The sequence below is a fragment of the Paralysiella testudinis genome, from assembly GCF_016894345.1.
GTDB lineage: Bacteria > Pseudomonadota > Gammaproteobacteria > Burkholderiales > Neisseriaceae > Paralysiella > Paralysiella testudinis.
The window spans coordinates 779,789-802,895 of record NZ_CP069798.1; the positions used below are offsets into that span (position 1 = coordinate 779,789).

A 23,107-nucleotide genomic window follows, 5' to 3' on the forward strand; every position below is an offset into this window, starting at 1 on the left:
AGACGGTAGTCCCAGAACATTTTTTCCAGGCTTGTCCTGTCAATGTCTTTTTGGGTTGCCGCGCTGGTGGAGTGGTGGCGTTGCCGCTGCTCTGATTTTAAAACAGTGGGAGGTAGACCTTGAGTCTCAATATTGAAACCAAGAAAGCCGCCGTAGAAGAGATTAGTGCTGGTATTGCTAATGCTCAAACTATGGTGATTGCTGAATATCGCGGTATCAGTGTTGCCAGCATGACCGAACTGCGTGCCAATGCGCGTAAAGAAGGCGTATATCTGCGCGTTCTGAAAAACACTTTGGCTCGTCGTGCGGTAGAAGGTACTTCATTTGCCGCCTTGGCCGACCAAATGGTGGGTCCGTTGGTGTACGCGGCGTCTGAAGATCCGGTTGCTGCTGCAAAAGTACTGCATCAATTTGCAAAAAAAGACGACAAAATCGTGCTCAAAGCCGGTTCTTACAACGGCGACTTGCTGGATGTTGCCCAAGTGGGCGAATTGGCATCCATTCCGAGCCGCGAAGAGTTGTTGTCTAAATTGCTGTACGTTATGCAGGCACCTGTTGCCGGCTTTGCTCGTGCGTTGGCTGCTTTGGCTGAAAAAAAAGCCGAAACTGAAGCCGCCTAAGCAAGCACTGAATCGAATTATTTATTTAAATCTTATGGAGTTTTGATAGCATGGCTATTACTAAAGAAGACATTTTGGAAGCCGTTGGCGCGTTGACCGTGATGGAACTGAACGACTTGGTTAAAGCGTTCGAAGAAAAATTTGGCGTATCTGCCGCCGCTGTTGCTGTTGCTGGTGGCGCTGCTGCCGGTGGCGCTGCTGCCGCTGAAGAGAAAACCGAATTCGACGTAATCTTGACTGAAGCCGGTGCACAAAAAGTGGGCGTGATTAAAGTGGTACGTACCATTACCGGCCTGGGCTTGAAAGAAGCCAAAGACTTGGTTGACGGCGCACCGAAACCGGTTAAAGAAGGCGTGTCTCAGGCTGAAGCCGACGACATCAAAAAACAATTGGAAGAAGCCGGCGCCAAAGTCGAAATCAAATAATTCCGTTGTTGTTTTACAGGCTGGCAGCTTAGGGCTGCCGGCCTGCTTTCGCTTGTCTGGCGCAAGTGATTTTTTATAAATATTTACCTATTTGCCGATAAATTTTCCTGATTTTACATATTGAGCTTTTCAGGCAGCCTGAAGCTATCAATATAAAGGCTTCAGTGATGGCAAATAGCGCCCAATAAAACTGGGCGATACCGAATTCACCCAAAGCGGTATTTCGATAGCCAAGTATTTATGCCAAGTATTTATACGGAATTACTTGCCAAACCGCTCTTATATTGGAGAATCTTCCATGTCCTACTCCTTTACCGAAAAAAAACGCATTCGCAAAAGTTTTGCCAAGCGTACCAATGTACTGGAAGTGCCGTTTTTGCTGGCCACCCAGCTGAATTCCTACGCCCAGTTTTTGCAGTTGGAAAAACCCTACGACAAACGCAATGAAGAAGGCCTTCAGGCAGCCTTTAATTCCATTTTCCCGATTGTGAGCCACAACGGCTATGCCCGCCTGGAGTTTGTGCATTATGTATTGGGTGAGCCGCTGTTTGATATTCAGGAATGCCAATTGCGCGGCATCACTTATGCCGCCCCTTTGCGTGCGCGCATCCGCTTGGTGATTTTGGACAAAGAATCGTCTAAGCCCAATGTGGTAAAAGAAGTGCGCGAAAACGAAGTGTATATGGGCGAAATCCCGCTGATGACGCCGAGCGGCTCGTTTGTGATTAACGGCACCGAACGCGTGATTGTGTCGCAGCTGCACCGTTCTCCCGGCGTATTCTTCGAGCACGACCGCGGTAAAACCCATTCTTCCGGCAAACTGCTGTTTTCTGCCCGCATCATTCCCTACCGCGGCTCTTGGTTGGACTTCGAGTTTGACCCCAAAGACTTGCTCTACTTCCGTATCGACCGCCGCCGCAAAATGCCAGTAACCATTCTGCTCAAAGCCTTGGGTTACACCAATGAGCAAATGCTGTCGATGTTTTATGACCAAGAGCAGTTTTTCCTCTCCAAAGACGGCGTACAAACCCCGTTGGTGTTGGCGCGCCTGAAAGGCGAAGCCGCCAAATTCGATATTGTGGGCAAAGACGGCACCGTATTGGTGGCGCAAGGCAAACGCATCACCGCTAAAAGCCTGCGCGACATCGCCGCTGCCGGTATCGAGCGCTTGGATGTGGAAGCGGATAGCCTGATTGGTAAAATTTTGGCTGCCGACGTGATTGTGGCCGAAACCGGTGAAGTGTTGGCCAGCGCCAACGATGAAATCACCGAAGAATTGCTGGCGCAGCTGGATATTCACGGCATTGGCGAAATCCATACTCTGTACATCAACGATTTGGATCAGGGCGGTTATATTTCCAATACTCTGCGCACCGACGAAACCGCCGACAAACAAGCCGCGCGCGTGGCGATTTACCGCATGATGCGCCCGGGCGAGCCGCCCACCGAGGATGCGGTGGAGTTGCTGTTCAACCGCTTGTTCTTCAATGAAGACAGCTATGATTTGTCGCGCGTGGGCCGCATGAAGTTCAACACCCGCACCTACGAGCAAAAATTGAGCGAAAGCCAAGAGCACACTTGGTTTGGCCGCATGATGAAAGACACCTTTGCCGGTGCCGCCGCCGCGGGCACTTATGTGCTGTCGGTAGACGACATCGTGGCCTCAATTGCCACGCTGGTGGAATTGCGCAACGGCCACGGCGAAGTGGACGACATCGACCACTTGGGCAACCGCCGCGTGCGCTCGGTGGGCGAGCTGGCTGAAAACCAGTTCCGCAGCGGTTTGGCGCGGGTAGAGCGTGCAGTAAAAGAGCGTTTGAACCAAGCGGAATCGGAAAACCTGATGCCGCACGATTTGATTAACGCCAAGCCGGTATCTGCCGCGATTAAAGAGTTCTTTGGCTCCAGCCAATTGAGCCAGTTTATGGATCAAACCAACCCCTTATCGGAAATCACCCATAAGCGCCGTGTATCGGCTTTGGGCCCGGGCGGTTTGACCCGCGAGCGTGCCGGTTTTGAAGTGCGCGACGTACACCCCACCCACTATGGCCGCGTGTGTCCGATTGAAACACCGGAAGGCCCGAACATCGGCTTGATTAACTCCTTGTCGGTGTATGCCCGCACCAATGAGTACGGCTTTTTGGAAACGCCTTACCGCCGTGTGGTAGATGGCAAAGTAACCAACGACATCGATTATTTGTCGGCCATTGAAGAAGGCCGTTTCGTGATTGCTCAGGCCAACGCTGAGCTGGCCGAAGATGGTACCCTCACCGACGAATTGGTGACTTGCCGTGAAAAAGGCGAAACCATCATGTCCACGCCCGACCGCGTGCAATACATGGACGTGGCCACCGGCCAAGTGGTGTCTGTGGCCGCTTCGCTGATTCCCTTCTTGGAGCACGACGACGCCAACCGCGCCTTGATGGGTGCCAACATGCAACGTCAAGCCGTGCCGTGTCTGCGCCCAGAAAAAGCCATGGTGGGCACCGGTATTGAGCGCGCCGTAGCGGTGGATTCGTCTACCGCGATTGTGGCACGCCGTGGCGGTGTGGTGGAGTATGTGGATGCCAACCGCGTGGTGATTCGTGTGCACGACGACGAAGCCACCGCCGGTGAAGTGGGTGTGGATATTTACAATTTGGTGAAATTCACCCGTTCCAACCAGTCCACCAACATCAACCAACGTCCGGTGGTGAAAAAAGGCGACGTGCTGCAACGCGGCGATGTGGTGGCCGACGGCGCTTCTACCGATTTGGGCGAGCTGGCTTTGGGTCAAAACATGACCATCGCCTTTATGCCGTGGAATGGCTACAACTTCGAAGACTCGATTTTGATTTCCGAGCGCGTGGTGGCCGAAGACCGCTACACCACCATCCACATCGAAGAATTGAATGTGGTGGCGCGCGACACCAAATTAGGTGCCGAAGAAATCACCCGCGACATCCCCAATTTGTCGGAGCGCATGCAAAACCGCTTGGATGAATCGGGCATTGTGTACATCGGTGCCGAAGTGGAAGCCGGTGACGTATTGGTGGGTAAGGTTACCCCCAAAGGCGAAACCCAGCTCACGCCGGAAGAAAAACTGCTGCGCGCCATTTTCGGCGAAAAAGCCAGCGATGTGAAAGACACCTCTTTGCGTATGCCCACCGGTATGAGCGGCACCGTGATTGACGTGCAGGTGTTTACCCGCGAAGGCATCACCCGCGACAAACGGGCACAGGCGATTATCGACGCCGAGCTGAAACGCTACCGCCAAGACTTAACTGACCAACTGCGCATTTTCAACGACGATGCTTTCGACCGTATTGAGCGCCTGATTGTGGGTCAAAAAGTCAACGGTGGCCCGATGAAGCTGGCCAAAGGCAAAGAAGTGACCGCCGAATACTTGGCCGGTTTGCCGAGCAAGCACGATTGGTTCGACATCCGTTTGGCCGACGAAACCATCGCCAAGCAAGTGGAATTGATTAAAGCCAACCTGCAATCGAAACACCAAGAAGCCGACGAACAGTACGAAATCAAGAAGAAGAAACTCACCCAAGGCGACGAATTGCAGCCGGGCGTGCAAAAAATGGTGAAAGTGTTTATCGCCATCAAACGCCGCCTGCAAGCCGGTGACAAAATGGCCGGCCGCCACGGTAACAAAGGCGTGGTGTCCAAAATCATGCCGGTGGAAGACATGCCCTATATGGCCGACGGCCGTTCGGTGGACATCGTGCTCAACCCCTTGGGCGTACCGTCGCGGATGAACATCGGCCAGATTTTGGAAGTGCATTTGGGCTGGGCAGCCAAAGGTATTGGCGAGCGCATCGGCAAAATGTTGGATGAGCAACGCAAAGTGGCCGAAATCCGCCAGTTCCTCGACACCATGTACAACGGTGACTTGGGCGGCCGCGACATGCACCGCGAAGACTTAAGCCAGCTGAGCGATGAAGACATCCTCACCTTGGCGGCTAATTTGCGCAAAGGTGCCACGTTTGCGTCGCCAGTGTTTGACGGTGCGCACGAGAGCGAAATCAAGGCCTTCCTTGAGTTGGCCTACCCCAGCGATGATCCGCAAGTGCAAAAATTGGGCTTTAACCCCACCAAAACCCAAATCACCTTGTACGACGGCCGCTCCGGTGAAGCGTTTGACCGCCGGGTAACGGTGGGTGTGATGCATTATCTGAAGCTGCACCACTTGGTGGACGAAAAAATGCACGCCCGCTCTACCGGCCCCTACAGCTTGGTAACGCAGCAGCCCTTGGGCGGTAAAGCCCAGTTCGGTGGCCAGCGTTTCGGTGAGATGGAGGTGTGGGCGCTAGAAGCTTACGGCGCCGCCTACACGCTGCAAGAAATGCTGACCGTGAAATCGGACGACGTGAATGGCCGTACCAAAATGTACGAAAACATCGTTAAGGGCGAGCACAAAATCGAAGCCGGGATGCCGGAATCGTTTAACGTGCTGGTTAAAGAGATCCGCTCTTTGGGCTTGGACATCGATTTGGAACGTTACTAATACCGGCAAGCCTGTTTTCAGGCTGCCTGAACCTTTTCAGGCAGCCTGAAAGCGGCGCCGTCAGGAGCAAAAATGAAAGCCTTATTAGACTTGTTTAATCCGCTGCAAGCCGGTAGCGACGAAGAATTTGACGCCATCAAAATCGGCATTGCCTCGCCCGAAACCATCCGTTCTTGGTCTTACGGCGAAGTGAAAAAACCGGAAACCATCAACTACCGCACCTTCAAGCCCGAACGCGACGGCTTGTTTTGCGCCAAGATTTTTGGCCCGATTAAAGACTACGAATGCTTGTGCGGTAAATACAAACGCTTGAAATTCAAAGGTGTTACCTGCGAAAAATGCGGTGTGGAAGTGACCTTGTCCAAAGTGCGTCGCGAACGCATGGGGCACATCGATTTGGCCGCACCGGTGGCGCACATCTGGTTTTTGAAATCCTTGCCGTCCCGTTTGGGCATGGTGTTGGACATGACCTTGCGCGACATCGAACGCATTTTGTATTTTGAAGCCTTTGTGGTTACCGATCCGGGCATGACCAGCATGCAGCGCCGCCAGTTGCTCACCGAAGAAGACTTCTACGCCAAATACGAAGAATTCGGCGGCGACTTCGAAGCCAAAATGGGCGCCGAAGGCATCCGTGATTTGCTGCGCGGCTTGGACATTGCCCAAGAAGTGGCCACTTTGCGTCAAGAGCTGGATGCCACCAGCTCCGACACCAAAATCAAAAAAATCGCCAAACGCCTGAAAGTGCTGGAAGCGTTCCAACGCTCCGGCATGAAGCTGGAATGGATGATTATGGACGTGCTGCCGGTGTTGCCGCCGGATTTGCGCCCCTTGGTGCCGCTGGACGGCGGCCGTTTCGCCACCTCCGATTTGAACGACCTCTACCGCCGCGTCATCAACCGCAACAACCGCTTGAAGCGTTTGTTGGAGCTGCGTGCGCCCGACATCATCGTGCGCAACGAAAAACGCATGTTGCAAGAAGCGGTGGATTCCTTGCTCGACAATGGCCGTCGCGGCAAAGCGATGACCGGTGCCAACAAACGCCCGCTCAAATCGCTGGCCGACATGATTAAAGGTAAAGGCGGCCGTTTCCGTCAAAACCTGTTGGGTAAACGCGTAGACTACTCCGGCCGTTCGGTGATTACCGTGGGCCCTTACTTGCGCCTGCATCAGTGCGGCTTGCCGAAAAAAATGGCGCTGGAGCTGTTCAAACCGTTTATTTTCCACAAGCTGGAAGTGCTGGGCTTGGCCTCTACCGTCAAAGCCGCCAAAAAACTGGTGGAGCAGGAAGTGGCCGAGGTGTGGGATATCTTGGAAGACGTGATTCGCGAACATCCGATTCTGCTCAATCGTGCGCCCACCTTGCACCGCTTGGGTATTCAGGCATTTGAGCCGATTTTGATTGAAGGCAAGGCCATCCAATTGCACCCCTTGGTGTGCGCGGCCTTTAACGCCGACTTCGACGGTGACCAAATGGCGGTACACGTGCCGCTGAGCTTGGAAGCGCAAATGGAAGCCCGCACCTTGATGCTGGCTTCCAACAACGTGCTGTCGCCCGCCAACGGCGAGCCGATTATCGTGCCGTCGCAGGATATCGTTTTGGGCTTGTATTACATGACCCGCGACAAAATCAACGCCAAGGGCGAAGGCAGCCTGTTTGCCGATGTGAAAGAAGTACACCGCGCCTACCAAACCCGCCAAGTTGAGCTGAGCACCAAAATCACCGTGCGCCTGCGCGAATGGGTGAAAAACGACCAAGACGAATTCGAGCCGGTAATCAACCGCTACGAAACCACCGTGGGCCGTGCGCTGCTGAGCGAAATCCTGCCCAAAGGCCTGCCGTTTGAATACATCAACAAGGCGCTGAAGAAAAAAGAAATCTCACGCCTGATTAACGCGTCTTTCCGCCTGTGCGGCTTGCGCGATACGGTGATTTTTGCCGACCATCTGATGTATACCGGTTTTGCCTACTCCACCCGTGGCGGCATCTCCATTTGCGTGGACGACATGGAAGTGCCGGCCAAAAAAGCCGAATTGCTGGCCGAAGCGCAGCACGAAGTGAAGGAAATCGAAGAGCAATACCGTCAAGGTTTGGTGACCAACGGCGAGCGCTACAACAAAGTGGTGGACATCTGGGGCCGCACCGGCGACAAAATCGCCAAAGCGATGATGGATAATCTGTCGACCCAGAAAACCACCGATCGCGACGGCAAAGAAGTGGATCAAGAGTCGTTCAACTCCATCTACATGATGGCCGACTCCGGCGCCCGTGGTTCGGCCGCGCAGATCAAGCAGCTTTCCGGTATGCGTGGTTTGATGGCCAAACCGGACGGTTCGATTATCGAAACGCCGATTACGTCGAACTTCCGCGAAGGCCTCACGGTACTGCAATACTTTATTTCCACTCACGGTGCGCGTAAAGGCTTGGCTGATACCGCCTTGAAAACCGCCAACTCAGGTTATTTGACCCGCCGCTTGGTAGACGTAACCCAAGACTTGGTGGTGGTGGAAGACGATTGCGGCACCACCGACGGCTTTGTGATGAAAGCCGTGGTGCAGGGCGGTGATGTAATCGAGCCCTTGCGCGACCGTATTTTGGGCCGTGTTACCGCGGCTGATGTGGTAGACCCCAGTACCGGCGAAACCTTGGTGGAAACCGGCACCATGCTCAACGAAGCCATGGTGGATATGATTGACAACTCCGGCATCGACGAAGTGAAAGTGCGCACGCCGATTACCTGTAAAACCCGCTACGGCTTGTGCGCCAAGTGTTATGGCCGCGACCTGGCACGCGGCAAGCTGGTGAATTCGGGCGAATCGGTGGGGGTGATTGCCGCCCAGTCTATCGGTGAACCGGGCACCCAGCTCACCATGCGTACCTTCCACATCGGTGGTGCGGCATCGCGTGCTGCTGCCGCCAGCCAAGTGGAAGCCAAGTCCGGCGGCGTGGTGCGCTTCTCCAGCCAAATGCGTTATGTGGCCAACAACAAGGGCGAGCTGGTGGTGATTGGTCGCTCTTCTGAAGTAGTGATTCACGACGACATCGGCCGCGAGCGCGAGCGCCATAAAGTGCCTTACGGTGCCATTTTGCTGGTGAAAGACGGCGAAACCGTTAAAGCCGGCCAAACCTTGGCCACATGGGATCCGCATACCCGCCCGATGATTACCGAACACGCCGGTCGTGTGCGCTTTGAAAACATCGAAGAAGGCGTTACCGTGGCCAAGCAAACCGACGATGTGACCGGTTTGTCTACCTTGGTGGTGATCGACGGCAAACGCCGCAGCGCTACCCAGTCTAAACTGTTGCGCCCCTTGGTGAAACTGCTGGACGAAAACGGCGAAGAAGTGAAAATGCCGGGTGGTGATGCGCCGGTGTCGATGGCTTTCCCGGTGGGTGCGGTGATTACCGTGCGCGAAGGGCAGGAAATCGGCAAAGGTGATGTGTTGGCGCGGATTCCGCAAGCCTCAACCAAAACCCGCGACATTACCGGTGGTCTGCCGCGCGTGGCCGAGCTGTTTGAAGCGCGTACGCCCAAAGATGCCGGTATGCTGGCCGAAGTTACCGGTACCGTATCCTTCGGTAAAGAAACCAAAGGCAAACAGCGCTTGGTGATTACCGATGTAGACGGCGTGGCCTACGAAACCCTGATTTCGAAAGAAAAACAGGTGCTGGTGCACGACGGCCAAGTGGTGAACCGTGGCGAAACCATTGTTGACGGCTCGGTAGATCCGCACGACATCCTGCGCTTGCAAGGCATTGAAGCGCTTACCCGCTACATCGTGCAGGAAGTGCAAGAGGTTTACCGCTTGCAAGGCGTGAAGATTTCCGACAAACACATCGAAGTGATCATCCGCCAAATGCTGCGCCGCGTGAACATCGCCGACTCCGGCGAAAGCCACTTCATTACCGGCGAGCAAGTGGAGCGTGCCGATGTGATGGCCGCCAACGAAAAACTGGAAGCCGAAGGCAAAGAGCCGGTGCGTTTTGACAATATCCTCTTGGGTATCACCAAAGCCTCCCTCTCTACCGACAGCTTTATCTCGGCGGCGTCCTTCCAAGAAACCACCCGCGTGCTCACCGAAGCGGCGATTATGGGCAAGAAAGACGACCTGCGCGGCTTGAAAGAAAACGTGATTGTGGGCCGCCTGATTCCGGCTGGTACCGGCTTAACCCACCACCGCACCCGTCGCCAGCAGTTTGCCGACGAAATGCGTGCGGCTGCCGAAGTGGCCGCGGAAGAGCCGCAAGCCTAAGCATTATCTTGCGCCATTCAGGCTGCCTGAAACGGCGGCCAATCAAACAGCCAACGCTTTGCGTTGGCTGTTTTTTGTTTGTTATCGGGGCTGACAAATGTTCAGGCAGCCTTGTATGTTTATGGCGATTGAATGAACTTGCGTGCGCCAGCCCGCGCGACGGCATGTTTTTTGCTAAAATGGCAAGCCGTTTGACTGGAATGGCATTATGGAAACGCAAGCCACCAAAAAAGTTTTGCTGGTTTATTATTCGCAAACCGGCCAATTGCATACCTTGGCGCAGCATTTTGCTGCGCCTTTGCAGGCACAGAAGGGTATCGAGGTGGAAATGCTGGCCTTGCAGCCGGAGGTGCCGTATGCGTTTCCGTGGCGGTTTTGGCGCTTTTTCAATACCTTCCCCGAAACCGTGCATTTGCAACCGGCGCCCATTGTGCCGCCGCAAACGGCACATACACATTATGACTTGGTGGTGTTGGCGTATACGGTGTGGTTTTTATCGCCTTCGCAGCCGATGACCGCCTTCTTGCAAAGCCCGCAAGCCGCCGCGCTGTTGCGTGATACGCCGGTGATTACCCTGATTGGCTGCCGCAATATGTGGCTGATGGCGCAAGAGCAGATGAAGCGCTTACTGGCCGGGCATGGTGCGCGCTTGGTGGGCAATGTGGTTAAAATCGATGCTTGCAGCAGCGCAGCCAGCTTTGTTACCACCCCGGCGTGGATGCTCACCGGCCAGCGCCAATTTTTCCGTACGCTGCCCGCCGCGGGCATTGCCGATGCCGATTTGGCCGATGCCGCCCGCTTTGGCGCGCGCACCGGTGAAGGCTTGCTTAGCGGTGCGGTGGATGAAACCCTGTTGCGCGGCATGGGTGCGGTGCGGGTGAATGAAAAGCTGATTTTCAGTGAAAAAGTGGCGCGGCGCAGCTTTTACCTCTGGGGCAAGCTGTTGCTGGCGGCAGGGCGGGTGGCACCGTGGCTGCGGCGGGCATTGCTGGCGTTTTATATTGTGTTTTTGGTGCTGATGATTGTCACCGTGGTGCCGATCAGCGCCTTGGTGAAAACGGCATTGGCGCCTTTGTTGCGCAACAGTATTGCACGGCAAAAGCAGTATTTCAGCCAGCCTTCGGGTGAATAAAGGCTGCCTGAAAAATCGGCTATAAAAAAGGCTGTAATACCAATTCGAAAAAATAACCTAACTGCGTTGACTCGCCTTAGCTCAAAGAGAACGATTTTGTAAGGCGCTAAAGCGCCAACAAACTCTGTTCCGTACTGGGTGTACTGTCTGCGGCTCGCCGCCTTGTTATCTTATTTTTTGAATTGGTATAAACAGATTCTTAATCAAACCAACCCTAAAAAGATGCAGGCATGACGCCCACTTTATTCGATGTATACATTCGCCATACGGCGGCATTTTTGCCCAACCAGCCGGTGGGCAACGATGAAATGGAAGCCGTGCTGGGCATGGCCGGTGATGTGCCTTCGCGGGTGCGTTCGCGCATTTTGCGCTCCAACGGCATTCATAGCCGCCATTACGCCATTGATCCGCGCAGCCGCACGCTTACCCATTCTTGTGCCGAATTGGCGGCGCTGGCGGTACAGGCGCTCTATAGGGAAGGGGTTGAGCCCGAAGCGGTGGGCGTGTTGGCCTGCGGTACTTCTTATCCTGATCAGACCATGCCCGGCCACGGTGCCATGGTGCATGGCTTGCTGCCACAAGCCGGGCCTTGTGAAATGGTGAGCATGGCGGGCGTGTGTGTGGCGGGCATGGCGGCGCTGAAATATGCCTATACCGCCATTCGCAGCGGCGAACACCGCGAGGCGGTGGCCTGTGCCGCCGAAACCGCATCGGCGATGATGCGCAAAGAAGCCTTTGCCAGTGAAACGGCGCTGAAACAAGCCGCCGATTTCCGCCCGGAATTGGCGTTTGCCAAAGATTTTCTGCGCTGGATGCTGTCGGACGGCGCCGGTGCGCTGCATTTGAGCAATACGCCCGCACCTGGCTGCCTGAAGATTGTGTGGCTGGATTTGGTGTCGTATGCCCATGAGCAGCCGGTGTGCATGTATGCCGGCGGCGACTGGGTAGACGGCCAATGGCGCGGCTGGAAAACATTAACAGCGGCTGAGGGCGAAGCGGTTAGTGTGATGAGTGTGAAGCAGGATGTCAAACTGCTCAACGAGCACATCATCCATTACACCGTAGAAGAGGCCTTGCAGCGCAGTATCTGCCGCCACGGCTTGCGGGTGGAGGATGTCGATTATTTCCTGCCGCATTATTCATCGCACTTTTTCCGCGATAAAGTGGCGCAAGGGCTGGCCAATATCGGCTTTGCCATTCCCGAGCACAAATGGTTTACCAATTTGCCCAGCAAAGGCAATACCGGCTCGGCCTCGATTTACATTATGCTAGACGAATTTATGCGCACCCACCGCTTGGCCAGCGGCGAGAAAATTTTGTGTTATGTGCCGGAGAGCGGCCGGTTTTCGTCGTCATTTATGTTGCTGGAGGTGGTGTGATGGAAGAAAAAGACCTGCCGCAAGACAACTGCGCCACCTATGCTGGCCATCAGAAAGTGATGTATGCCACCCGCAACGGGCATTACGTTAAAGCGGTGAGCACCGGCTGGCAAGACGAAGCCTTTGCCACCGAGCAGGCGGTGGGTAATTTGCGCGCCCAAGCCGATGCGGCTCGTGCCGCGGTGGTGGCGGGCACCCATTCGCCTTTGTATTATTGTATGCACGCTTTTCGCCATGACGAAGTGTCGTTGGCGCAGGCGGTGGGTTTGTTTCGCTGGCAGGTGCGCCGCCATTTCCGCCCGGCGGTGTTTGCGCGGTTGTCGGACAAAATGCTGGCACGTTATGCACAGGCGCTGCAATTGGATGTGGCGGCTTTCAGGCAGCCTTTTGAACCGGCAAAGCTATGCCCGCCGGGCTGGGAGTAAGGCCATGCAAGCCCCTTTATTTCAGCATCAGCACACCGCCCATTGCGAAAGCGGGGTGATGTCTACGCTGTTGCGCCATCATGGTATTGATTGGGATGAAGCGATGGTGTTTGGCATGGCCGCCGCGCTCACCTTTGCCTATATTCCGTTGGTGAAGCTGGGGGGCCAGCCGCTGGTGGCCTACCGCATGCCGCCCAAAAGCATTATCCGCCGCAGCTGCCGCCAGCTGGGCGTGCGCCTGCATATGCGCCGTTTTAGCAATGAAGAGGCAGGCATGGCTGCGCTGGATGCGGCGTTGGCACGCGGCGAATTAGTGGGTTTGCAAACCTCGGTATTCTGGCTACCGTATTTCCCGGAAGCCATGCGTTTTCATTTCAATGCCCATAATTTGCTGGTGTACGGCAAAGAAGGCGACGATTATTTAATCAGCGACCCGGTATTTGAAACCGTGCAGCGTTGTGCTGCGGCCGATTTGCGTCGCGCCCGCTTTGCCAAGGGTGCATTGGCGGCCAAAGGGCTGATGTATACCTTGGATACCGCCAGCCTGCCGGACGTTGCCACGCTGGATTTACGCCCGCTGCTGCGCCGCGCGCTGTTGCAAAGCGTGCGCCAAATGCAAGCGCCGCTGTTTTTTATCGGCGTACGCGGCATCCGCACCGTGGCCGACAAATTGGCGGCATTAGACCGCAACGGTAGTGCCGAAGCGCAAAAGCAGTGGTTGGGGCATTTGGTGCGCATGCAGGAAGAAATCGGCACCGGCGGTGCGGGTTTCCGCTATCTGTATGCCTATTTTCTGGAGCAGGCCGGTGAAGCCTTAGCACACCCGGGCTTGTTGCAAGCGGCGCAAGCGCTTACCGATATCGGCGATGCTTGGCGGCAGTTTGCCAGCCTGTGTGTGCGCCAATGCCGCAAACCCGATGCTGCCGGCCCCGCCACTTTGGCCGCCGCCTTGCGGGATGTTGCTGATCGCGAAGCGGCGTTGTGGCAAGACATTCGCCAGCTGGCCAAGGCTTTATGATGCGCCATCGCCTTCAAATCCCATTGCTTGCTTTCAGGCAGCCTGAAAACCTGATTCCCCGCTCAAAAACGCCCCGCCCATGATTCGCATTCAAGCCCTAAGCCATCGCTATGCCGCCGCGGCCACGCCGGCGCTCACCGACATCAGCCTCAATATCGGCCGTGGCGAATGCTGGGGCTTGCTCGGTGCCAACGGTGCCGGCAAAACCACGCTGATGTCGATTTTGTGCGGCTTGCAAGAAGTGCAAAGCGGGCAAGTGCTGTTTGAAGGCGTGCCCATGCAGGCACTCAGCCGCCGCCAGCGCCAGCAAATCGGCTTGGTGCCGCAAGACTTTGCGTTTTATCCGCAGTTAAGCGTCTGGGACAATATGCTGTTTTTTGCCGCGCTATACCGCCAGCGCGACCGCGCTCACCTGCGCCGCTTGCTTGACGAAGCCGGGCTGGCCGAACACACCCGCAAAGCGGCCCGGCATTTGTCGGGCGGGCTGAAGCGGCGGCTGAATTTTGCCATCGGCTTGATTAACCGCCCGCAGCTGGTGTTTTTGGATGAAATCACCGTGGGCATTGATCCGCAGTCGCGCCAGTTTATTCTTGACAGCGTGGCCCGCTTGAATGCCGCCGGTGTTACCGTGGTGTATACCTCGCACTATTTGCAGGAAATCGAGCTCTTGTGCCGCCATATCGCCTTGCTCGCGCAAGGGCGGCTGGTGTATCAGGGTGAATTGGCACAGCTGTTGCAGCAGCCGTGCGCACATGTGCGTTTTCAAACCGAGCCGATGTTGTCGGCGGCAGAGCTGGCCGCTTGCGGGGCGCAGCCATTGCCCAACGGCATGGCACAGGTGGCTGCCACCGGCGATGAAGCGGCGGCACTGTATGTGCAGCTGGGGCAAGGCGGACGGCAAATCCGTTATTTCCAGCAAGGCCACGGCTCGTTGGAATCGTTTTATCTGGACTTTTTACAACGGCAAACCCCATGATTCTGGCCTCTTTGATTAAAGAACTGAAATTGCTCGGCCACGACCTGCACGGTTTGGCGGTGCTGTTTGTGTTGCCGGTGGCGTTTATGCTGATTATGTCGGTGGCGCTCAGCCGCGATGCTGATCCGCATATCAACAGCCATATTGTGTTGGTGGGCGCGGCCGACAATGGGCTTAATGCCGATTTTGCCGCTGCCTTGCGCGAAGTGCAGATAGCGGTGGATACGCTGCCTGAAAGCGATTTGACCCAAGCGCAGGCGGCATTGCGGCAAGGGCGCTACCAAATGCTGGTACACAACCCCAATGCTGCCGCGGCGGCTTTGGCCGACGAGCAGCCCTTGCAGCTGCAATTGCCGCCCGATACCGAGCCTTCGTGGCTGCTGGCGATGAAAGGCGTGCTGCGCCAGCATTACACCGCCACACGCTTGAATGCCTATTTTGCCGCGGCCAAGGCCGAGCCGGTGCATGTGGATGCGGTGCCCGCACCCTTGCGGAAAACGGTGAATAATGCCGTGGCCGAAGCCACCCGCAGCCGCTTTGATGTGGTGGGCGACTATCTGGCGCGGCCGGTGTTTGCTGAAACCTACATCAGCCGTGCGGGTGAGGCAGTGGAAAAACCCAATTCGGTGCAGCACAGCGTACCGGCGTGGCTGGTGTTTGGCATGTTTTTTATCATGATTCCCTTGTCTAATGTGATGGCGCTGGAACGGCAAACCAACACCATCACCCGCCTGCGGCTGGCGCGCGCCCCGGCCACCACGCTGGTGGCGGCCAAATTGCTGCCGTATTTTCTGATTAACCAATTGCAATTCGTGGTGATGCTGCTGCTGGGGCGCTACTTGTTGCCCTTGTTGGGCGTGCCACCCTTGCTGCTCAACGGCCCGCTGTGGCCGTATGCCCTGTTGGCGGTGGCGGTGAGTTTGGCGGCGTTGGGCTATGCGCTGTTGGTGAGTGTGCTGGCCAAAAGCACCGAACACGCCGTGGTGTTGGGCGGCGGCGGCATTATCATCATGGCGGCGCTGGGCGGCATTATGGTGCCCGCCTATGTGATGCCGGAAGCCATGCAAGCGCTCGCCCGGCTGTCGCCCATGGCTTGGGGGCTGGATGCGTTTCAGCAATTGCTGCTCAACCGCGCCGGTGTGGGCGGGATTGCCGCTTATCTTCAATTATTGCTGCTGTTTGCGGCTGCCTGTTTGTTGTCGGCAGTGTGGCTGTATCGGCGGCAGCTTGCCACACAGGTGCGATTCTGATGGCCGATTACCTCTTTACCCTAGCGCCCGTTTTGCTGGAGCAGGAGCTGAAAAAATTGATTGTGTACGAAGCCGATAAGGCCGATGTGCTCAGCGCCGAAGCCTTGCAAGACGATGAGATGCTGTTTGGCGATGCCAGCCGCATCGGCTTGGATTCGCTGGATGCCTTGCAGATTTCGGTGGCGTTGCAGCGGCATTTCAAAGTGCGCCTGCAAGGCGACCGCGCCATACGCCGCCACATGATGTGTGTGCGCGATTTGGCGCAATTTGTGCGCGAAAGCCACGCCGCATGAGCTATGTACACGGCCACAGTATTTGCTGCGCCCAAGGCGCAGGGGCGGCATTATGGCCGCAATGGGCATCGCCCTTGCCTGCGGCCAGCGTGCCGTTTGCTTTTTTGGGGCAAACCGCCCACGCCGCTTATTTCCGCGCATTTTCGGCGCAGAGGCTAGGCTTGGCGGCATTGGCTGATTTGATTGAAGCCCATCTTCAGGCAGCCGCGGCAGATGCCGGTTGGTCGGCAGCGCAAGAGGCCGAGGCGGCGGTGTTTATCGGCTCCACCGCCTACAATATGGCCGATTGCGAGCAGCGCTATCTGGCCGGTGCGCCAGACGCTCTAAGCTATACCTTGCACACCATCACCGCCGAACTCATGAAGCGGTTGGGGCATGAGCACATTTACAGCTTTGCCACTTCGTGCACTTCGTCTGCCCATGCCTTGATGCATGCCCACCGTTTGTTGCAGTCTGGCTTGATTGAACGGGCGCTGGTGGTGGGGGTGGAAAGTTTTAATTTGCTCACGCTGGTGCATTTCCATGCCACCGGCTTGCTGGCGTCGGCCTGCACCCCGTTCGCAGGCGAAGGCTTCGTGTTGGGCGAAGGCATTGCCTGTTTAGCACTGGCGGCCGAAGCGCCGACAGCGGGCGGCTTGCGTTTGTGTGGCGTGGCTGCAGGCAGCGGCGGTGGCAGCCTAACCGACACCGACAGCCAGCGCATGGCTGCGGTGATGCAACACGCCTTGGCGCAGGCCGGCGTGCCTGCGCAAGCATTGAAATTGATTAAGGCGCATGCGGTGGGCAGTGCCGGCAGCGACGAAGCCGAGCGGCAGGCCTTGATGGCGGTGGTGGGGCAAGCGGTGCCGGTGGCGTGGTTTAAGCCGCATATCGGCCACACATTGGGTGCCAGCGGCGCCATTGAAACGGCACTGCTGCACCAAAGCCTGCAAACGGGTACGCTGCCCGGCGCACTGGCGGGGCAGCCGGTGGCGGGATTGTGCACGGCCACTGCCGATATGCCTTTGCCGCCGGGGCATTATCTGGCCCAGTTCGCCGGTTTTGGCGGTAGCCATATCAGCATGGTGTGGGGGTGGCAGCCATGTTGAGATTGTCAATTCAGGCAGCCTGCTGCGGTGAGGTTGATGCGGCGCTTGGGGATGCCGTTTTAAAACGCTATTTGCAGCGGCAGTACGGCATCAATGCCCGCCGCCTTAGCCGCTTGAGTATGTTGGCCTTGGCTGGCGGGCTGGGTGCTGCCGGGCAGGAGGGAGTGCCTGCGCAGAGCAATATTTATATGGGCGGTGCGTTCAGTTCACCATCGGTATTTCAAAACATGCTGGCCAATGTGTTGGAAGAGCAGGTGGCGATGCCCTTTGATTTTCTGGCCAATATCCACAATGCCCCGGTGTTTCATTTGGCTTCGGCGCTGGGTTGCCATGGCGCCGGGGTGTTTTTGCCGCTACCGGCCAGTGGCAATGCCTGGGTGCAACCTTTGCTGTTGGCGGCCAATGACATGGCGCAAGGCATTACCGACAGCGCGTTGGTGGGTTGGTGTTATGAAGCGCCGCCAACGGCCGAATCTTCGCTTTCAGGCAGCCATTGGCTGTTGTTGCGGCGCGCGCCGATGGTCGCCGATAAGCCAAGCCCCGTGTTACATTTGCTGCGTACACCCGCCGTTAACAGCGCCCCCGCTGCTGCGCCTGCCGCTGACGATTATTATTTTGCCGCCGTGGCTACGGCTTTTGCGTGCCTCAATCGCGATACGGAACACACCGTGGCGGTGTCGCCCGCTGCCAGCTTGGCTTGGCATGGCGCTACCGGATTTGAATGGCAGACGATTGATTGGGATAAATGATATTCAGATGCGTGGGTTGAGATTTTGACTTGGGTTCTTCTAAAAGTTTGTTTAAGGCTGCCTGAAAGTGTTTCAGGCAGCCTTTTTGCCATTACATTGGCAATAATGCAACGGCAAAATGGCGGCTGTGGCAGTGCTATTGGGCATGGGCTTGACTAAGTGCTTGCCAAGATTCTATAATTCCGCTCTTGCCGTCATGGTGTCGGCAAGTTTTACCTCAACAGGAATAAAGAGAAATATGCCTACTATTAACCAATTGGTACGCAAAGGACGCAAGGCTCCGGTCTACGTCAACAAAGTACCGGCGCTTGAGGCTTGCCCTCAAAAACGTGGTGTGTGCACCCGTGTGTACACCACCACGCCGAAAAAACCGAACTCTGCATTGCGTAAAGTGTGCAAAGTGCGCTTAACCAACGGCTACGAAGTGATTTCGTACATCGGCGGTGAAGGCCATAACCTGCAAGAGCACAGTGTAGTGCTGATTCGCGGCGGTCGTGTAAAAGACTTGCCGGGTGTGCGCTACCACACCGTGCGTGGCTCTTTGGACACCGCCGGTGTTAAAGACCGCAAACAAGCCCGTTCCAAATACGGTGCCAAACGTCCCAAGTAATGCACTGGGATGCGTAGGCGGCGCTAGGCCGTCGAGTAAGTGGGTGCTTTACTGAGTGCCCATGGGCAATAAGGCCCAACTGAATAGATTGAAGGAATTGAAATGCCAAGACGTAGAGAAGTCCCCAAACGCGACGTATTGCCGGATCCGAAGTTCGGCAGTGTTGATTTGTCCAAATTCATGAACGTGCTGATGATCGACGGTAAAAAATCCGTTGCTGAGCGCATTGTTTACGGTGCACTGGCGCAAATCGAGAAAAAAACCGGCAAAGCCGCGATTGAAGTATTCAACGAAGCCATGGCCAACGCCAAGCCTGTTGTAGAAGTGAAAAGCCGCCGTGTCGGTGGTGCCAACTACCAAGTTCCTGTTGAGGTTCGTCCGGCACGCCGTATGGCATTGGCCATGCGCTGGGTGCGCGATGCCGCCCGCAAGCGCGGTGAAAAATCCATGGATTTGCGCCTGGCTGGCGAATTGATTGATGCGGCCGAAGGTCGTGGCGGTGCGTTGAAAAAACGTGAAGAAGTACACCGCATGGCCGAAGCCAACAAAGCCTTCTCGCACTTCCGCTTCTAATTTTGAAAGGCGACCAAAATGGCTCGTAAAACCCCCATCAGCCTGTATCGCAATATCGGTATTTCTGCCCATATTGATGCGGGCAAAACCACCACATCAGAGCGTATTTTGTTCTATACCGGCATGACCCACAAACTGGGTGAAGTGCATGACGGCGCAGCCACTACCGACTGGATGGAACAAGAGCAAGAGCGTGGTATTACCATTACTTCCGCTGCCGTTTCCACCTACTGGAAAGGCATGGCCGGCCAGTTTAAAGAACACCACTTCAACATTATCGACACCCCGGGACACGTGGACTTTACCGTAGAGGTAGAGCGCTCCATGCGTGTACTGGATGGCGCGGTGATGGTGTATTGTGCTGTGGGCGGCGTGCAGCCGCAATCGGAAACCGTATGGCGCCAAGCCAATAAATACAAAGTGCCGCGTTTGGCTTTTGTAAATAAAATGGATCGTCAAGGTGCCAACTTCTTCCGTGCAGTTGAGCAAATGAAAACCCGCTTGCGTGCCAACCCGGTGCCGGTGGTGGTGCCGATTGGTGCCGAAGACAGTTTCCAAGGCGTGGTGGACTTGCTGAAAATGCAAGCCATTATCTGGGATGAGTCTACCCAAGGCCTGACCTTTGAATACAAAGACATTCCGGCCGATTTGGTTGAACTGGCTGAAGAATGGCGCGGCAACATGATTGAAGCGGCTGCTGAGGCTACTGAAGAGCTGATGGACAAATACTTGGGTGGCGAAGAGCTGACCGAGCAAGAAATCGTTGCGGCTCTGCGCCAACGCACGCTGGCATGTGAGATTCAGCCGGTATTGTGCGGCTCTGCCTTTAAAAACAAAGGCGTACAGCGCATGTTGGATGCTGTGGTTGAATACTTGCCCGCACCGACAGACATTCCGCCTGTGGCCGGTGAAACCCCCAAAGGTGAAAAAGAAACCCGCGAAGCCAGTGACGAAGCCAAATTCTCGGCTTTGGCGTTCAAACTGATGAACGACAAATACGTAGGCCAGCTGACCTTTATCCGTGTTTACTCTGGCGTGCTGAAGTCTGGCGACAGCGTTATCAACTCGGTAAAAGGCACCCGCGAGCGTATCGGCCGTTTGGTACAGATGAAAGCCGACGACCGCACCGAAATCGAAGAAGTGCGCGCTGGTGACATCGCCGCCGCCATCGGTTTGAAAGACGTCACCACCGGTGAAACCCTGTGTGCCGAAGATGCACCCATCATTCTGGAACGCATGGAATTCCCGGAGCCGGTAATTCACGTTGCCGTAGAGCCGAAAACCAAAGCCGACCAAGAAAAAATGGGTATTGCCCTAAATCGCTTGGCCAAAGAAGACCCGTCTTTCCGCGTGCGTACCGACGAAGAATCCGGCCAAACCATTATTTCCGGCATGGGTGAGTTGCACTTGGAAATCATTGTTGACCGCATGAAACGCGAGTTCGGCGTGGAAGCCAACGTGGGTGCCCCGCAAGTGGCCTACCGCGAAACCATCCGCAAGGAAGTGGAATCCGAAGCCAAACACGTGAAACAGTCTGGCGGTAAAGGTCAGTACGGCCACGTGGTTATCAAAATGGAGCCGATGGAACCCGGTGGCGCAGGCTACGAGTTTATCGACGAAATTAAAGGCGGCGTGATTCCGCGTGAATTCATCCCGTCTTGCGATAAAGGTATTCGCGATACCCTGAGCAACGGCATTGTGGCCGGCTACCCGGTAGTAGACGTACGCGTACGCCTGACCTTCGGCTCCTACCACGATGTAGACTCTTCGCAAATCGCCTTTGAATTGGCCGCTTCCATGGCCTTTAAAGACGGTATGCGCAAAGCTTCACCGGCACTGCTGGAGCCGATTATGGCTGTAGAAGTGGAAACCCCGGAAGACTACATGGGCGATGTAATGGGCGACTTAAACCGTCGTCGCGGCATTGTGCTGGGCATGGACGACGACGGCATCGGCGGCAAAAAAGTACGCGCCGAAGTACCGTTGGCCGAAATGTTCGGTTACTCTACCGACTTGCGTTCCGCCACCCAAGGCCGTGCAACTTACTCCATGGAGTTCAAGAAGTACGCCGAGGCGCCCGCGCATGTGGCTGAAAAAGTAGTAGCAGACCGCAAAGGCTAACTTTGCACTTGAGGCTGCCTGAAACTGAAATTTTCAGGCAGCCTGTTGTTCTTTAATCTTGATCTTTACTAAGGAATTGCCTCATGGCTAAAGAAAAATTCGCGCGGAACAAACCGCACGTAAACGTTGGCACCATCGGTCACGTTGACCATGGTAAAACCACCCTGACCGCCGCACTGACCACCATTTTGTCTAAAAAATTCGGTGGCGCGGCCAAAGCCTACGACCAAATCGACAATGCCCCGGAAGAAAAAGCCCGCGGCATCACCATCAACACCTCACACGTTGAATACGAAACCGAAGGCCGCCACTACGCCCACGTAGACTGCCCGGGTCACGCCGACTATGTGAAAAACATGATTACCGGTGCTGCCCAAATGGACGGCGCCATCTTGGTATGCTCTGCCGCCGACGGCCCCATGCCGCAAACCCGCGAACACATCCTGTTGGCTCGCCAAGTAGGCGTACCCTACATCCTCGTGTTCATGAACAAATGCGACATGGTTGACGACGAAGAACTGTTGGAACTGGTTGAAATGGAAATCCGCGACCTGCTCTCCAGCTACGACTTCCCCGGCGACGACGTACCCATCATCAAAGGCTCTGCTCTGAAAGCCCTGGAAGGCGACAGCAGCGACATCGGCGAAACCGCCATCTTCGCCCTGGCCGACGCATTGGACAGCTACATCCCCACGCCCGAGCGTGCCGTAGACAAACCCTTCCTGCTGCCGATTGAAGACGTATTCTCTATTTCCGGCCGTGGTACCGTAGTAACCGGTCGTGTAGAGCGCGGTATCGTTAACGTGGGCGACGAGATTGAAATCGTAGGCCTGAAGCCCACCCAAAAAACCACCTGTACCGGCGTGGAAATGTTCCGCAAATTGCTGGATCAAGGCCAAGCAGGCGACAACGTAGGCGTATTGTTGCGCGGCACCAAACGTGAAGACGTAGAGCGTGGCCAAGTATTGGCCAAGCCCGGCTCTATCACCCCGCACACCAAGTTTAAAGCCGAAGTGTACGTATTGAGCAAAGAAGAGGGTGGCCGTCATACCCCGTTCTTCGCCAACTACCGTCCGCAATTCTACTTCCGCACCACCGACGTGACCGGCGCAGTAAGCCTGAACGAAGGCGTGGAAATGGTAATGCCGGGTGAAAACGTGGCCATCACTGTAGAACTGATTGCCCCGATTGCCATGGAAGAAGGCCTGCGTTTCGCGATTCGCGAAGGTGGCCGTACCGTGGGTGCTGGTGTGGTTTCTACCGTAATTGCTTAATTCAGAAGGTAAATAAAAAATGGCTAGCCAAAAAATCCGTATCCGTCTGAAAGCTTATGATTACGCTTTGATTGATCACTCCGCCCAAGAAATCGTCGAAACCGCCAAGCGCACCGGCGCCGTGGTGAAAGGCCCGATTCCCTTGCCCACCAAAATCGAGCGTTTCAACATCCTGCGCTCACCGCACGTGAACAAAACCTCACGTGAACAGCTGGAAATCCGCACCCACCTGCGCTTGATGGACATTGTCGATTGGACCGACAAAACCACCGACGCGCTGATGAAACTGGATTTGCCCGCCGGTGTGGACGTGGAAATCAAAGTACAATAATTCAGGCTACCTGAAAACCAAACGGACAAGCTTTGCGGCTTGTCCGTTTTTTTTTATGGGTACTGGCAGGTTTCAGGCAGCCTATAGCAAAGAA

At 55.7% G+C, this 23,107-nt stretch carries 18 protein-coding genes; all 18 read left to right on the forward strand.

Translation table 11 applies throughout. The annotated features are described in order from the left end of the window. The first annotated feature begins 119 nt into the window (after positions 1–119). The 18 genes from rplJ to rpsJ all read left to right on the forward strand — a co-directional run bounded on the left by rplJ (position 120) and on the right by rpsJ (position 23,013). A complete protein-coding gene (gene rplJ / locus JQU52_RS03960) occupies positions 120–620 on the forward strand; it encodes a 50S ribosomal protein L10 (protein ID WP_230339847.1) in 501 nt (166 codons plus the stop codon). 50 nt (positions 621–670) lie between these two features. Then, on the forward strand, positions 671–1,045 hold the full coding sequence (gene rplL / locus JQU52_RS03965; protein ID WP_230339848.1) for a 50S ribosomal protein L7/L12: 375 nt from the start codon (positions 671–673) through the stop codon (positions 1,043–1,045). Positions 1,046–1,343: 298 nt separating this feature from the next. After that, positions 1,344–5,540 (forward strand): DNA-directed RNA polymerase subunit beta, encoded by a 4,197-nt coding sequence (gene rpoB / locus JQU52_RS03970; RefSeq protein ID WP_230339849.1) that lies wholly within the window; start codon positions 1,344–1,346, stop codon positions 5,538–5,540. 72 nt (positions 5,541–5,612) lie between these two features. Continuing rightward, a complete protein-coding gene (rpoC, locus tag JQU52_RS03975; protein WP_230339850.1) occupies positions 5,613–9,794 on the forward strand; it encodes a DNA-directed RNA polymerase subunit beta' in 4,182 nt (1,393 codons plus the stop codon). Positions 9,795–10,002: 208 nt separating this feature from the next. Continuing rightward, positions 10,003–10,926, forward strand: coding sequence for a dialkylrecorsinol condensing enzyme (locus tag JQU52_RS03980; protein WP_230339851.1), 924 nt, complete (start codon positions 10,003–10,005; stop codon positions 10,924–10,926). Between the two features lie 230 nt (positions 10,927–11,156). After that, positions 11,157–12,305, forward strand: coding sequence for a beta-ketoacyl-ACP synthase III (locus JQU52_RS03985; protein ID WP_230339852.1), 1,149 nt, complete (start codon positions 11,157–11,159; stop codon positions 12,303–12,305). After that, positions 12,305–12,730: a hypothetical protein gene (locus tag JQU52_RS03990; protein ID WP_230339853.1), complete on the forward strand. Its 426-nt coding sequence runs from the start codon at positions 12,305–12,307 to the stop codon at positions 12,728–12,730. Before JQU52_RS03985 ends, JQU52_RS03990 begins: the two co-directional genes overlap by 1 nt. A 4-nt stretch (positions 12,731–12,734) precedes the next feature. Next, complete coding sequence (locus JQU52_RS03995; protein ID WP_230339854.1) at positions 12,735–13,748, forward strand: BtrH N-terminal domain-containing protein; 1,014 nt, start codon at positions 12,735–12,737, stop codon at positions 13,746–13,748. A 79-nt stretch (positions 13,749–13,827) separates the two neighbouring features. Further along, on the forward strand, positions 13,828–14,724 hold the full coding sequence (locus JQU52_RS04000) for an ABC transporter ATP-binding protein (protein ID WP_230339855.1): 897 nt from the start codon (positions 13,828–13,830) through the stop codon (positions 14,722–14,724). Then, entirely contained in the window at positions 14,721–15,974 is a 1,254-nt protein-coding gene (locus tag JQU52_RS04005) for an ABC transporter permease (RefSeq protein ID WP_230339856.1), read from the forward strand. Before JQU52_RS04000 ends, JQU52_RS04005 begins: the two co-directional genes overlap by 4 nt. Next, on the forward strand, positions 15,974–16,267 hold the full coding sequence (locus tag JQU52_RS04010) for a phosphopantetheine-binding protein (RefSeq protein ID WP_230339857.1): 294 nt from the start codon (positions 15,974–15,976) through the stop codon (positions 16,265–16,267). The genes JQU52_RS04005 and JQU52_RS04010 overlap by 1 nt, the downstream gene beginning before the upstream one ends. Further along, entirely contained in the window at positions 16,264–17,355 is a 1,092-nt protein-coding gene (locus tag JQU52_RS04015) for a beta-ketoacyl synthase N-terminal-like domain-containing protein (protein WP_230339858.1), read from the forward strand. Before JQU52_RS04010 ends, JQU52_RS04015 begins: the two co-directional genes overlap by 4 nt. Further along, positions 17,349–18,104, forward strand: a complete 756-nt coding sequence (locus JQU52_RS04020; RefSeq protein WP_230339859.1) for a hypothetical protein — start codon at positions 17,349–17,351, stop codon at positions 18,102–18,104. Before JQU52_RS04015 ends, JQU52_RS04020 begins: the two co-directional genes overlap by 7 nt. A gap of 238 nt (positions 18,105–18,342) precedes the next feature. Beyond that, positions 18,343–18,714: a 30S ribosomal protein S12 gene (gene rpsL / locus JQU52_RS04025; RefSeq protein ID WP_230339860.1), complete on the forward strand. Its 372-nt coding sequence runs from the start codon at positions 18,343–18,345 to the stop codon at positions 18,712–18,714. A gap of 102 nt (positions 18,715–18,816) precedes the next feature. Beyond that, positions 18,817–19,287 carry a 30S ribosomal protein S7 gene (rpsG, locus tag JQU52_RS04030; RefSeq protein WP_230339861.1) on the forward strand — a complete coding sequence of 157 codons (471 nt, stop codon included), beginning with the start codon at positions 18,817–18,819 and terminating at the stop codon, positions 19,285–19,287. An 18-nt stretch (positions 19,288–19,305) separates the two neighbouring features. Further along, positions 19,306–21,408 carry an elongation factor G gene (gene fusA, locus JQU52_RS04035; RefSeq protein WP_230339862.1) on the forward strand — a complete coding sequence of 701 codons (2,103 nt, stop codon included), beginning with the start codon at positions 19,306–19,308 and terminating at the stop codon, positions 21,406–21,408. An 83-nt stretch (positions 21,409–21,491) separates the two neighbouring features. Then, a complete protein-coding gene (gene tuf, locus JQU52_RS04040) occupies positions 21,492–22,682 on the forward strand; it encodes an elongation factor Tu (protein ID WP_230339842.1) in 1,191 nt (396 codons plus the stop codon). 19 nt (positions 22,683–22,701) lie between these two features. Next, positions 22,702–23,013 carry a 30S ribosomal protein S10 gene (gene rpsJ / locus JQU52_RS04045; RefSeq protein WP_230339863.1) on the forward strand — a complete coding sequence of 104 codons (312 nt, stop codon included), beginning with the start codon at positions 22,702–22,704 and terminating at the stop codon, positions 23,011–23,013. The last annotated feature ends 94 nt before the right edge of the window (positions 23,014–23,107 follow it).